Raw genomic sequence first — 11674 nt, 5'->3', positions numbered from 1 at the left:
ACCCCGATGGGATGCGCCCTTCGCTAGACGGTCAGGTCAGTCCTTCTTGAAAGCGTCCTTGACCTTCTCGCCGGCCTGCTTCAAATCGCCTTTGGCCTGGTCGGCCTGGCCTTCCGCCTTCAGGTTTTCGTCGCCTGTGGCGTTACCGGCAGCTTCCTTGCCCTTGCCGCCAGCCTTCTCGGCAGCGTTCTCAATCTTGTCGCCTAGTCCCATGGTGTTCCTCCTCTGGTTCGGCAGCCGATCGATCCGGCCGTTACTACATACTAAGCATGCTTCGGGTTTGGATTTCAAGTCCGGGGCGGCTACCCGATGACTAGGCACCTCTACCAGCCCGGGGACTCGACGACATTCCGATGGCCCTACGGACGGCTTCGAACGCTGACAAGGTCATTACGCAGACTTGAACCGCGAGGCCACCGACTCACACGTAGCGGCGACATCAACGTCGCCGGCTGTCTGCTCTGCTAGTACTTTGGCTAGGCGATTCGGCCAGAGAACGTGAATGCCGCCGGTGGCGAACGCGCCCCCGATCAGGGGCCAGTCGGCTTCGACGAAGCACAGCGCCCCGGTGACCGGCACATCTCCGACGAGGTCGCGTACGAGTCCGACCTGTTTGAGCACCCCATCGACCAGGTTCGTGCAGTCGCGCCGGCCGACGAGGAGCTTCTCGACGCGCGGGCGAAGGATGCCGCCGTCGATCTTCAGCTCGGGCCGCCCCTTGTACCGCTTGGCGTCGATCACCCAGACCCCCTGGCGGGTTATGGCGATATGGTCGATGTTCGCCTTCGAACCGGGGATTCGGCGGTCATGAAGGACCGCGACGCCGGCGGTGGCGAGGGAATCCAGCCTGGCCCCGAGTCGTTCCTCGCCGATCGCACCCTGGTCCCAGGCCTTGGTGCTTTGCCGCTCGTCAGAGAGCGCGACGGCGAGACCACCCAATCGGCCCCACTTCTCGCGGAGCCTCGCCTCATCCTTGGCCTTGCGGCGCTCGTATTCTCGTCGCGCTGACGAACCGGCTACTCCGGACGCGGTGGGCGATAAGTCCTCATCGGCTAGTTCGGGTGGTCCGGCCGGTTGGGGATCCGGGGACTTGGCCACGGGGACGCACCCCAGACAGCGGACAGTCTTCGTGGCGGCTTCGTAGATCGCTTTCGTGCCGGGCGGAAGAGGAGTCCCGCAATCCCGACATGCCCCGGCGTACCGAAGCCTTATCTGCTTCATGAGGATGCGGACTGGGTTGCTGGGTCGGAGATACGCGCTGGCATGGTCCATTCTCACTCTCAGAGGGGGACGTTTCTGGGAGGTACCGCATCCGGTCTCGTCCAGACTCCGGGGTTGGGTCCGTCCCGTGCCTGACAAGGGGAACGCACCGGGGTGTCAGGGATAGACGAAGCCCGTAGACCGTGGCGGCTTCCTGTGGCCCGCAGATCGGTCACTCCCCGGATCCAGGGCGTGCGCCCGCAAATCGATAAACTCCATGTGAGGATAGGGAAATGCAGACGACGATCCGGGTTGTCAGGCACAGCCACCTTGATAGCGGAACCATTGAGGGCCTTCGGTCCCTCTTCGACGCCGAATATTACGAGACGTTCGGCGTGTGGGATCCTGACCATCCCTATGGGTATTCGCCCGCCGATGTCCATGTCCTCGCTTTCGATGGTCTAGGCCTCCTTGGTCACGTCGGATTCCAGACGAGGCTGATCGGCGTCGGCCCTATCGGGATCCTTGTGGGTGGCACCGGCGGGGTACTCGTGGCACCTCCAGCACGAGGAACAGGACTCGGCACTCTGCTGATGAGACGCACCCGGGTGGCCATGGAGACAGCTGGCGCGGATTTCGGCTACCTCGGCTGCCGTGAAGAGATCGCGCCGTTCTATGAGTCCTGCGGCTGGCGGCGGATCCGAGCGCAAGAGCGGTGCTTTTCACGACTTGACGGAACCACAATCATCGAGTCCGTGGACAGTCCGATCCTGATCTGCTCCGCGGGTAAGACCACCGCATCGTGGCCCGCCGGACCGATCGACCTTCGGGGAACCCCTTGGTAGGGCACTGAGGATGACGGTCGCTCTAGGGCCTTTCGCTCCAATATATATGCGCGCATAAGCCGCGGCGCCCGGCATCATTTGCTGCAGGCCGCGCATGCCCTATCCTGCGATGAGCTCCTTGACCGGCCCCTCGTGCAGGGCTAGATAAACAATGTCCCGGATCTGGTTGGCCTGTGGATCCGTCATGGTCCGGGCGATGGGGCGAAGCACCAAACGTATGAGGGCGTTGGCCTGTCCGTCGCGGATGCGGAGCCGTTCCCGCGCTGCCGCGGGGAGTTCTCCGGATGCAGTCAGCGCCAGGAGCTCCACGCTTTCCAAGTCTTCGGCTTGCTCGCCCAAGGCTGTCCGTACCCGGTCTCCGAGCACTTCGGCGTTCAGATCTGCCGGAACGACGATCGAGATGTCCCTCCGGATGGAGGGCATCTGGGACACCGGTTTCCATCGGGAGAGATCCAGCATTTGCTGTTCGACTCTTTTGTCCGTGGACCTGAGCAACCTGATGTCGGGGATGCCTTTGCGGAGCATCAGGGCACGGTCCAAACCCATCCCCAGAGCCAGCCCGGACCACCTTGCGGGATCCAGGCCGGCCTCGGAGAACAGATGCGGGGCCATGAGTCCGCACTCCGCGAGTTCGAGCCATTCCCCGTCCATGAGGACATCGAGCTGCAAGCCCTCCCTGGTGTAGGGGTGAACCGCCGGAACTGCTCGCCACTGCGCCCCTGGAATGACCGCTTGCACGAGGGAGGCAAGCATTTCCTGGAGATCACCGGAGCCGCGTCGTTCCCGGGAGCTGACGCGCCACAAGTCGACCTGGTGTGGCGTACCCACGTGGGTGCGGTCGATGGAATCGCGCCGGTAGGCAAGACCGGGGATGGCCCAGAGCTCGTCGTTGGATTCGGCTGAATCCAACTCCCGCAGCAGAGAGGGGATGGAAGCCGAAGTATGGCTGCGGAGCATCACCGTAGGACTGACGTAGCGGGAATATCTTTGATCCCTGGTCACGTCCGATTCGTTGAACCCCAGGCGGTCGTAGTTGTCGGCCACGCTCACCAGAGGGCTGTGTCGAACGATCCGTGAAGGCACACCCCATTTGCTGCCGAGCGCGTCGATGACGCCTTGCAAGAGTGTTTGCATTGCATGAGGTCCGCCGTCCGGATTTGAGAGATCCCGGGTGGTCAGAGCATCGTTGAGTTCGGAGGGACTGAGATAAGCAGGCATTGCTGGTCCTATTGTTTGGATTTGAGTGGCGGGTTACTTCCCCCGACTCGAATCCGGCGCCAGGACCTAGGCGCGCGCCTGAGAGCCCTCGCGACCGGAACCCGGTCGGGGGCAAGTAAATCGGCGCATGGAGAGCATGGGGTGACTATACCCCAGCTGCCGACCCTGATCGTCGGCGTCAGCGCTTCGCGCAGCTACAAACCGAGGTCTTTGACGGCAGTGACCCAGTTGTGGGCGATCGCCTCCTGGGCAGCCGACAGGGTGACCTTGTGAGCGCAGATGGCCCTGTGCAGAGTGTTCTCCACCGCGTCTTTCGGGTTCGTGGTGCCCGTGGCGCTCGCCTTGTTCGGCTCAGGCCACAGATTCGAGACGGAGTTGGTACCGCCGAGCTCCAGGCTGATCAGGTGATCGTATTCCGTGGTCTTCATGGCGACCTGGCCGTATTCGCGCAGGCTCTCGGCCTTCACCTTGTCCGTGTTCGAAGCGGGCGGGCGCACCGTGGCCGTGTAGCCGCTCGTGCAAATGGTTGAATCGATGTTCTCCTGGGTAACCGCTGGATCTGCGGCCCCTGGAGTGCAGGCCGGGTCGGGCAGGTACTCGCCGGTGGCGGCGTCGACCACTTTGGCGGCGCACTGTCCGGCGGCAAGCTGCTCGTCAGTTGCGACGATGCCGGGGGAGTGGATGGACTTCACGGCTGCAGCCGCCGCACCGGAAGGTGTGTTTCCAGCCGCCGCAACTGCCTGAGGAACTGCCGGCGACGCGGACTTGGCCGTAGGTTCGGCCGGGTGGGTTCCCTGTTGGCATCCCGCGAGGGCCAATGCGGCAAAGAGGAATGCGGTGGGCAGGGAGAGACGATTGCGGAAGTTCATGATCCTCAGGTGTTCGGGAGCTCGGAAGTCTGCCCCCGGAAAGGGGGAACGACGGGCGGGAGCCAGTAACTCCCGCCCATCTTTTCTATCCTGTTGCCTGAACTTCGCAGCGCCCGGCGCACCGGGCGTCGCGAGCCCAGGCATTCACCCCCGCGCCGTGGAAGCCGCCAAGAACCTAAAAAATAAGCCCCGCCATTCCAATGGATTGGCGGGGCTTTTCGAGCTTCCTATCAGAATCGAACTGATGACCTTTTCATTACGAGTGAAACGCTCTACCGACTGAGCTAAGGAAGCACCGCGTTATCGGCCGGGTACCGGCTGAATCACGCAAGATACAACTGTAATAGAGTCACGTCGTCCGGGTCAAAACAGCCCCGGGCGGAGCTACCGCGGCGCCGTTGTTGCGGAATTCATCCGCTCGTCGCGCCGGGTTCAGGCCGTCGTCGCGGACCGGGGCCAAGCTGGGCGGACTAACATGGCCGCACGATTTCGGTCATCAACCAGCGAAGGGGCGCCATGAGCATGGACAGCGGCAAGAGGATCAACGCGGACGACGCCGGGGCACATCGTGCGCAGCGGCTCCGGCTTGCTGTCTTGGATATGGTGGGCACCACGATTACCGACGATGGTCTCACAGAGCGTGCTATGTCCCGCGCCCTGCAGGAGACCGGCGTCGAGCCTGGTTCGCCGCGCTTCGAAAGCATGCTCGGCTACGCCCGGGACACCATGGGCTTTTCCAAGTTGACCGTCTTCAGCCACCTTTTTGAAGAAGCTCAACGGGCCGAGAGCGCCAACAAGGCTTTCGAACGCGCCTACGACGATCTGATTGCCGACGGCGGCGTCCGGGCTATTCCAGGCGCCGAGGAAACCATCGACTGGTTGCGGGACTCCGGCGTGAAAGTCTGCCTGGCTACGGGCTTCGGCCGGCACACACAGAACATGGTGCTTGAGTCGCTGGGGTGGATGGGGAAGGCGGATCTCAGCCTGTGCCCCGCTGACGCCGGCCGCGGTCGCCCTTACCCGGACATGATTCTCACGGCCGTGTTGGCTCTTGACCTGGACGATGTCCGTGAGGTCGTCGTCGTGGGGGACACAAGCTCGGACATGTTGTCCGGCGTTCGCTCCGGCGCCTCCGCCGTGGTGGGCGTGCTCACCGGTTTCCACTCCGAGGCGGCTTTGCGCGCGGCCGGCGCCACCGCCGTCGTGCCCTCAGTCAAGAACCTTCCCGCGCTGCTGGAGCCCCGCGCCGCACGGCTCTAGCGCAGGCCTAGTCGCTGAGGACTGGGATTTCGTGGGTCTGAAGGCAAATTCCCTGCGGGAATCAGCACATAGTCCCGTCCGAAGGCGCCTTTCCATCCACGAAGTAGTTGTCCACGGCGTCGGACACGCATTGGTTGGAGCGGCCGTAGGCGGTGTGGCCTTCGCCCTTCCACGTCACGAGGGAAGCGTTGCCGAGTTGTTTGCGCAGCGAACCAGCCCAGGCGACAGGCGTTGCGGGGTCCCCGGTGGTGCCTACAACCACAATCGGCGCCGCACCGGTGTACTTGATGGGAGCAGGCGTGTGCACCGGCTTATAGGGCCAGTCCTTGCAGTTGATGCCGGTGTAGGAGAAGTAATAGCCGAAGGTGGGGGAGAGTTGCTTCAATCGGGCTTCTTCGGAACGCATCCCGGCTGTATCCGTGACCATAGGGTAGTCAAGGCAGTTGATGGCGTTGAACGCGAACGAGGTGTTTGACGTGTAGGTGCCGTTCGGGTCCCGGTCCGCGCCGAAGTCGGCAATCCGAAGCATGAGCGACACGTCGCCCTTGAACGCTGCCACCAGAGCCTGGGTCAGGACAGGCCACGATTCGTTGTCGTAGAGCGGGGTGAAAATACCGCTGACGAACGTAGCCCCGGTGACGAGCCGTCCGTCTTTGGCGCGTTTTGGATTCTGCTCGACGTCGGCGATGAGGTTCTGGATCTGCTGCACGCCATTATCGACACTGCCGGTCATGGGGCATCCGGATTTTGCCTGGCAATCCGCCACATACGTTCGGAGTTCTTTTTCGAACGCCTCTGCCTGTCCCGCGGTGAGGTCCTCGTTGTTGAGGGACGGATCCACTGCGCCATCCAAAACGAGCTTGCCTACGTTGTTCGGGAACAAGGACGCATAGGTGGCACCGAGGGAGGTTCCGTAGGAGAAGCCCAGGTAGTTGAGTTTTGCGTCGTTCAGCACTGCGCGGAGGATGTCCATGTCCTTGGCGGAGCTGGCGGTGTCGATGTGCGGCAGGGCGGGCCCGGACTTTTCCACGCACTGGGCATTCATGGCCTTCGTGTCGGCCAGCGCCGCGGCGACGCCCTGGTCAGTGTCGTAGTTGTAGACCTTCTCGCGGGAGGCGTCCCGCTCGGCATCGCTGAGGCACGTTACCGGCGCAGACCGCTTGACGCCGCGGGGATCGAAACCCACCAGGTCGAAGCTGGACCGCAGCTTGCTGGTGAAGTGTGTTTTCGCCGCGTCCCTCACGAAGTCATAGCCTGAAGCTCCGGGGCCACCAGGATTCACCAGTAGTGAACCCTTCTTTGTGCCCTGGCTCTGGAGCCGGATGGCAGCGATGGAGATGCTGTCACCATTGGGTTTTGCGTAGTCCACCGGCACTTTGATGTTGGCGCACTGGAATCCCTGCTCGCAGGACGTCCAGTTCACTTTTTGGGAGTAGAAGCTTTCCAGTCCTGCCGGCGCCGCGGCTGCGATGGACGCGTCCGGGGTGCTGACGTTACCGGACCCGTTGCTGGCGCCATCATTGGGCACCGGTACCGAGAACACGCAGCCGCTCAGCAGCAGGCTCGCGGTGACCGTGGCAGCGACTGCCGCTGCCGCCCGCCGCAGTGAGGGGAACCGTGTCCTGGAACTGGACCCGGCGGGCCGGCGTCGTGCGGGGGTCATGCGTTTCTCCTCAGGCTGGGGAAGCGTGCTGTGTTTCTAAACTATCCGGCTATTGCTGAATCAGGCTGCTCGCCATGGATTCGACGGCCAACAGCGGTGCCACGTTGGTCGTGGTGATCCGCACTCGCGCCTTGTTGATGGCATCCATGCGCGCCAAGGTGATCTCTGGCGTGGAGCTGGCCGCGTAGCCCTCCAGTTCACTCCTGAGTTCAACGTTGACCAACTCGACCGCGTTCCCCAGCTGAATGACCAGGACGTCCCGGTAGAAGGACAGTAGATCGGTCAGCGTGCGGTCGAGGGAATCGGTGATGGATCGCTTGGCACGGCGTTTCTGGTCGTCCTCAAGCTGTCTGACCTGGCTGCGCATCGACGGCGGCAGGGTGCCCGACTCCGGAGCGCCCAGGCTCGCGAGCAGGGCGACCTTCTCGGCGGCGTCGCGTTCGTCGTTGGAACTGTTGGCCTCATCCGTTGCGATCTTGACCAGCTTTTCGGCCATCATCACGGCAGCAGTGACGCCCCGCAGGCCCAGCGGGAAACGGACAGTCTCCATCCGGCGTTCCCTGGCTTCCGGATCGCGGGCCAGTCGACGCGCAATTCCGATGTGGCTTTGGGCTGCGCGGGCGGCCCTGTCCGCAATGGCGGGGTCGACGCCGTCGCGCTTCACCAGCAGGGCGGCGACGTCGGCAGCCGGTGGAATCCGGAGGCTCACCGGGCGGCAACGCGAGCGGATGGTGACCAGCACATCGGCGGGCGACGGCGCGCACAGCATCCAGATGGTCCGGGGAGTCGGTTCTTCGATGGCTTTGAGGAGCACGTTGGTGGTGCGTTCGGCCATGCGATCCGCGTCCTCCACCACGATGATGCGCCAACGGCCGGTAGCCGGCCGGTCGCCCGCCTTGGACACCAACTGGCGGGCTTCGTCGATGGTGATGGTGACCTTCTCCGTGCGGACAAAGGTCACGTCGGAGTGGGTTTCGCCCAGGATGGTCCGGCACGATGCGCATTCGCCGCAGCCGCGAAGTGCGACGTCGTCCTGTTCGCAATTCAATGCCGCGGCGAATGCCTTGGCCGCGTTGGAACGGCCTGAACCCGGCGGACCGGTGAACAACCATGCGTGCGTGAGGCCCTCGCCTTGGGCGGCGGCGCGCAATTGTGCGACGACGGGCGCCTGGCCCTGGAGCTCGTCCCAGACGCTCACGTGCGGCTCCCGAGCAAGTCCTGTACACGCCGCAGGATCTGCGCGGCGAGATTTTCGACGGCGTCCTTGGCGGGCAGCACAAGGTACGTCTCCGGGCGGGCCTCCGCCAGTTCCAGGAACGCCGCACGGATGCGGGCATGGAAATCGTCCGGTTCCGACTCGAGCCGGTCCTCGGCAGCGTCTCCGGCTGTTCTGCGGTCCCGGCCATCGCCCGGGTGGACGTCCAGGAGCACTGTCAGGTCCGGCTCGAGGCCTTCGGTGGCCCATTCGTTGAGCCGCCTGACGTCGACGGTCCCGAGGTCCCTGCCGGCACCCTGGTAAGCGACGGAGGAGTCGATATAGCGGTCCGTGATCACCACAGAACCCTGCGCCAAGGCCGGGCGGATGACCTGGCTTGCGTGGGCAGCCCGGGATGCGGCGAACATCAGGGCTTCGGTCCGGGGGTCGATAGTGCCGTGGCCGTGGTCCAGCACCAAGGAACGCAGCTTCTCGCCGATCGGGGTGCCCCCGGGCTCGCGGGTGCGCAGCACCGAAAAGCCGAGGGACTCAAGCGATTCAGCCAATCGGGCGGCCTGCGTGGACTTGCCGGCGCCATCCCCGCCCTCGAAGGCGATGAAGAGTCCTGGGCCCGAGTCCGGCGTGGGGCTCTGGTCCTGCTTGAGGCGCTGCGTAGTCACGGATCTAAGCGTACAGAGGAACTCTGACAGTGCCCGACGACGGCGCTCGCCCACCTGCGCGGGACCGAACCTGCCGCTCGACGAGACGGAGCCGTAACACCTTTCCAACGCCCGCGCCCCGCGCCGTAGGCTGGGGCAATGAGTCTTTCCCGAGAACATGCCGCAGATCTGTCCCCAGACACTGTGGTGGTGGCGGCAGGCCGTCCCGAACGAAGCCATGACCAACCCGTCAACCCGCCCATCGTTCTGTCCTCCACGTATTTCGGCACAGGAGCACTGAGCGACGGCGACCGCGGCTACGGACGCTATGCCAACCCCACGTGGGATCCGTTCGAGGAAGCACTGGCCCAGCTGGAAGGAGCCGAACTGCCCGGTTTGCTCTATGCCTCGGGCTTGGCCGCAGTGAGTTCCGCGTTGTCGCTCGTGCCGGCCGGAGGTGTCCTGGTCATGCCGACGCACAGCTACGCAGGATCGCTCGTCATGGCCACCGAACTCGCGGCCAAGGGCATCCTTGAACTGCGGACCGTTGATATCGCGGACACCGACGCCGTCAAGGCGCAACTCGCCCCCGCCGATGGAATACCCGCCAGCATGCTGTGGATTGAAAGCCCCACCAACCCCATGCTCGGCATCGCCGACGTACGGGCACTGGCCACCGCCGCGCATGAAGCCGGCGCCATCGTGGTCACGGACAACACCTTCTCCACGCCGCTCGTTCAGCAGCCCCTCAGCCTGGGCTCCGACGTCGTGCTCCATTCGGTGACCAAATACCTGGCTGGACACTCCGACGTCGTACTCGGCGCCTTGGTGACCTCGAATGCGGAGCTGCGCGCGGAACTCCTTCACCACCGGATCATCCACGGCGGCATCGCGGGCCCCTTCGAGGCGTGGCTCGCGCTCCGAGGCCTGCGCACGCTGGCACTCCGGATCGAGCGCTCGCAAGCTTCTGCCGCGACGTTGGCCGAGCGGCTGAGCACCCACCCGCGCGTCGAGTCGATCCGCTTCCCGGGCCTGCCCACCGATCCCGGCCACGAACGGGCCAAGTCCCAGATGAAGGGCTTCGGCTCCATCTTGTGCATCCAGTTGGCCGGAGACGGAACCCGCAGCGGGGCCGACGCAGCAGATCAACTGGTTCGTGCATTACGGTTGTGGATCCCCGCAACGTCGCTGGGCGGGGTCGAATCCCTCATCGAACGCCGACGCCGGCACACCGCGGAACCGCTCAGCGTGCCGGACAACCTGATCAGGATGAGCGTCGGGATCGAGAACGTCGAAGACCTCTGGGCGGATTTGGAGCAAGCGCTCAAGGCGCTTGACCGCTAGGCTTGAGGGCGTGGACGGAAAAATTTTGATTTCATACATCCAGAATGGAATTTGGTTCATTCTGGGACTGGTTGCCTTCGCTTTGGAGCTGTGGGCGCTGGTCGATTGCCTGCGCCACAAGCCCTCGTCCTACGAAGCCGCATCCAAGCGCACCAAGACCTTCTGGCTGGCCCTGACCGGCGTCGCCGCGGTGATCGGCGGGCTATCGCTCCTCGGTGGCGGCGGTGGCTTCGGCATCTTTGGCATCGCAGCCGTCACGGCAGCGTGTGTCTATTTGGCGGACGTCCGTCCCGCGGTAAAGGAAATCGGCAACAGCGGCCGCAACCAGGGGCCGTACGGTCCCTGGTGATCCCCACCGGCTCCCTAAGCTCGCAAGCTCGCTCAGGGAACCCTGCCGGCGTGGGCCCAACCGGCTCCCTAAGCTCGCAAGCTCGCTCAGGGAACCCTGCCGGCGTGGGCCCAGGCCCGCCCGCGGCCAACTAAGCGGGAGCCACCGCTGACCAATCGACGGTAAGTTCCCCAAGGCGCCAGCGCGACGTTCCGTCCTGAAGGGGCCAACCGGCGTCGCGCATTGATTGGCACATAGCGGTCCACCGCTGCTTGCTGCCAAAGGACGCGAGCGGTGCGGCTTCCAACCATGCCTGGTCCAGCGCATTCAGGAAAGCATGAATGCGTTCTCCGGGGACGTTGCGGTGGATGAGTGCCTTCGGGAGGCGTTCGGCCACGTCGGAGGGAAGTTCGAAACCGCCGAAGCGCATGGACAGGCTCAGGCTCAGCGGCCCGTCCGGATCCAACGCAACCCACGTCACCCTGCGGCCGATTTCGTCACACGTGCCATCGATGAACAGTCCCCGCGGTGCCAGCCGAGACTGCACCAGCGTCCAGATCCCCGCCACGTCCGATTCCTCGTATTGCCGCAGCACGTTGAAGGCCCGCACCAACACGGGATTGCCTGGAACAGGAACCTCGAAACCGCCCACGTGGAAGCTGAGCCCGGGCCTTTCCAGGGATTTCGCGATCCGGACGCGCTCGGGTTCGATCTCGATCCCGCACACGCGGACGTCGGGGCGGACTGCCTGCAGCCTTTCGAAGAGTTCGACGGCGGTGGCCGGGGAAGCGCCGTAGCCCAGGTCCACTACCAAGGGGTCGACGGCGGAGCGTAGACGCCATCCCTGCGGGCCCGCCAACCAGCGGTCCAGACGGCGCATGCGGTTGGGATTGGTGGTGCCCCTGGTGATGTTGCCGACGGGTTTGCCGCGTCTTCCCTGCACCCGCTCCGCTTTTTGCACCACGGTCCCACTTTATCCTCCAACGCGGGGTCACTTACGGCCCATCCGGCCCGCAAACATCGGCGCTAAGTGACCCCGCGTTGAGGCGTAACGCCCGGCAACAGCAGGGCATGATCGCTTAGGATGAAAACC

12 protein-coding genes and 1 tRNA gene are annotated in these 11674 nt (G+C 64.3%); 4 read left to right on the top strand and 9 right to left on the bottom strand.

From position 1 onward, the window contains the following. Window positions 1-36: 36 nt before the first annotated feature. Window positions 37-213 (bottom strand): CsbD family protein, encoded by a 177-nt coding sequence (locus tag ABEA18_RS17750; RefSeq protein ID WP_236815163.1) that lies wholly within the window; start codon window positions 211-213, stop codon window positions 37-39. Window positions 214-390: 177 nt separating this feature from the next. Continuing rightward, a complete protein-coding gene (locus ABEA18_RS17745) occupies window positions 391-1212 on the bottom strand; it encodes a nuclease-related domain-containing protein (RefSeq protein WP_425550550.1) in 822 nt (273 codons plus the stop codon). Window positions 1213-1493: 281 nt separating this feature from the next. Here ABEA18_RS17745 and ABEA18_RS17740 point away from each other — a divergent pair, with 281 nt between their 5' ends. Beyond that, window positions 1494-2045 carry a GNAT family N-acetyltransferase gene (locus tag ABEA18_RS17740; protein ID WP_345451299.1) on the top strand — a complete coding sequence of 184 codons (552 nt, stop codon included), beginning with the start codon at window positions 1494-1496 and terminating at the stop codon, window positions 2043-2045. A 99-nt stretch (window positions 2046-2144) separates the two neighbouring features. Here ABEA18_RS17740 and srmL read toward each other — a convergent pair whose 3' ends face one another. The 3 genes from srmL to ABEA18_RS17725 all read right to left on the bottom strand — a co-directional run bounded on the left by srmL (window position 2145) and on the right by ABEA18_RS17725 (window position 4426). Further along, window positions 2145-3263, bottom strand: a complete 1119-nt coding sequence (srmL, locus tag ABEA18_RS17735) for a PheS-related mystery ligase SrmL (protein ID WP_345451297.1) — start codon at window positions 3261-3263, stop codon at window positions 2145-2147. A 194-nt stretch (window positions 3264-3457) separates the two neighbouring features. Further along, on the bottom strand, window positions 3458-4132 hold the full coding sequence (locus tag ABEA18_RS17730) for a hypothetical protein (RefSeq protein WP_345451295.1): 675 nt from the start codon (window positions 4130-4132) through the stop codon (window positions 3458-3460). Between the two features lie 221 nt (window positions 4133-4353). Further along, window positions 4354-4426: transfer RNA gene (locus ABEA18_RS17725), tRNA-Thr, on the bottom strand. Between the two features lie 222 nt (window positions 4427-4648). On the opposite strand from ABEA18_RS17725, the gene ABEA18_RS17720 reads away from it, so the two are divergent. After that, on the top strand, window positions 4649-5392 hold the full coding sequence (locus tag ABEA18_RS17720) for a phosphonatase-like hydrolase (RefSeq protein WP_345451294.1): 744 nt from the start codon (window positions 4649-4651) through the stop codon (window positions 5390-5392). 61 nt (window positions 5393-5453) lie between these two features. Here ABEA18_RS17720 and ABEA18_RS17715 read toward each other — a convergent pair whose 3' ends face one another. From ABEA18_RS17715 to tmk, 3 genes are read right to left on the bottom strand one after another with little or no spacing between them, the layout of a single operon-like run. After that, complete coding sequence (locus tag ABEA18_RS17715; RefSeq protein WP_345451292.1) at window positions 5454-7055, bottom strand: alpha/beta hydrolase; 1602 nt, start codon at window positions 7053-7055, stop codon at window positions 5454-5456. Between the two features lie 49 nt (window positions 7056-7104). Beyond that, entirely contained in the window at window positions 7105-8253 is a 1149-nt protein-coding gene (locus ABEA18_RS17710; RefSeq protein WP_345451290.1) for a DNA polymerase III subunit delta', read from the bottom strand. Beyond that, window positions 8250-8930, bottom strand: a complete 681-nt coding sequence (tmk, locus tag ABEA18_RS17705; RefSeq protein WP_345451288.1) for a dTMP kinase — start codon at window positions 8928-8930, stop codon at window positions 8250-8252. Before tmk ends, ABEA18_RS17710 begins: the two co-directional genes overlap by 4 nt. 138 nt (window positions 8931-9068) lie before the next feature. Here tmk and ABEA18_RS17700 point away from each other — a divergent pair, with 138 nt between their 5' ends. Next, window positions 9069-10253, top strand: coding sequence for a trans-sulfuration enzyme family protein (locus ABEA18_RS17700; RefSeq protein ID WP_345451286.1), 1185 nt, complete (start codon window positions 9069-9071; stop codon window positions 10251-10253). A 10-nt stretch (window positions 10254-10263) separates the two neighbouring features. Continuing rightward, window positions 10264-10602 carry a DUF2516 family protein gene (locus tag ABEA18_RS17695; RefSeq protein WP_345451284.1) on the top strand — a complete coding sequence of 113 codons (339 nt, stop codon included), beginning with the start codon at window positions 10264-10266 and terminating at the stop codon, window positions 10600-10602. 130 nt (window positions 10603-10732) lie between these two features. Here the strand turns inward: ABEA18_RS17695 and ABEA18_RS17690 are convergent, their stop codons facing one another. Further along, window positions 10733-11545: a class I SAM-dependent methyltransferase gene (locus ABEA18_RS17690; protein ID WP_425550549.1), complete on the bottom strand. Its 813-nt coding sequence runs from the start codon at window positions 11543-11545 to the stop codon at window positions 10733-10735. Between the last annotated feature and the right edge of the window lie 129 nt (window positions 11546-11674).

Source organism: Arthrobacter gyeryongensis (assembly GCF_039543785.1).
GTDB lineage: Bacteria > Actinomycetota > Actinomycetes > Actinomycetales > Micrococcaceae > Arthrobacter > Arthrobacter gyeryongensis.
This window is presented reverse-complemented; position numbering and strand designations above follow the sequence as displayed.

Excerpts from the sequence above, each read along its gene's own strand:
- ABEA18_RS17750 (WP_236815163.1), bottom strand. The coding sequence starts at position 213 with ATGGGACTAGGCGACAAGATTGAGAACGCTGCCGAGAAGGCTGGCGGC.
- ABEA18_RS17740 (WP_345451299.1), top strand. The coding sequence starts at position 1,494 with ATGCAGACGACGATCCGGGTTGTCAGGCACAGCCACCTTGATAGCGGA.
- srmL (WP_345451297.1), bottom strand. The coding sequence starts at position 3,263 with ATGCCTGCTTATCTCAGTCCCTCCGAACTCAACGATGCTCTGACCACC.
- ABEA18_RS17730 (WP_345451295.1), bottom strand. The coding sequence starts at position 4,132 with ATGAACTTCCGCAATCGTCTCTCCCTGCCCACCGCATTCCTCTTTGCC.
- ABEA18_RS17720 (WP_345451294.1), top strand. The coding sequence starts at position 4,649 with ATGAGCATGGACAGCGGCAAGAGGATCAACGCGGACGACGCCGGGGCA.
- ABEA18_RS17715 (WP_345451292.1), bottom strand. The coding sequence starts at position 7,055 with ATGACCCCCGCACGACGCCGGCCCGCCGGGTCCAGTTCCAGGACACGG.
- ABEA18_RS17700 (WP_345451286.1), top strand. The coding sequence starts at position 9,069 with ATGAGTCTTTCCCGAGAACATGCCGCAGATCTGTCCCCAGACACTGTG.